This window comes from Paenibacillus contaminans (assembly GCF_003285015.1).
Lineage (GTDB): Bacteria > Bacillota > Bacilli > Paenibacillales > NBRC-103111 > Paenibacillus_V > Paenibacillus_V contaminans.
Map to the genome: position 1 here is coordinate 1 of NZ_QMFB01000104.1, position 302 is coordinate 302.

Below are 302 nucleotides of genomic sequence, written 5' to 3' on the forward strand. Positions count from 1 at the left end.
GAGAAACTGCCGTCGATCCAATTCCGCGGCGTCGTTGACGAAGCGGGAGACATCGGGTCGCATGTGAGCATGATTTTGCCTGACGCTGCCGCCGCATCGCAATTTATGGCCGCACTTGGGGCCGAAAATATTCAATCGTATACGCTGTACGCGGGACGTCCGGTTTATATGGTTCCGCAGTTGTTCCAGCAGCGGACGGCGGAGAAGGACAATTTCCCGTTTAACTATCCGTTCCGCAGCCCGGTCGAGTACAGCGAAAATATGTGTCCGCGCGCCGTCGATCTGCTTCCGCGCACGGTGTT

At 57.0% G+C, this 302-nt stretch carries 1 pseudogene; it reads left to right on the forward strand.

Features of this window, described 5'->3' with window-relative positions:
* Positions 1-302 (forward strand): annotated as a pseudogene (locus tag DQG23_RS42505) (hypothetical protein); the annotation flags it as partial.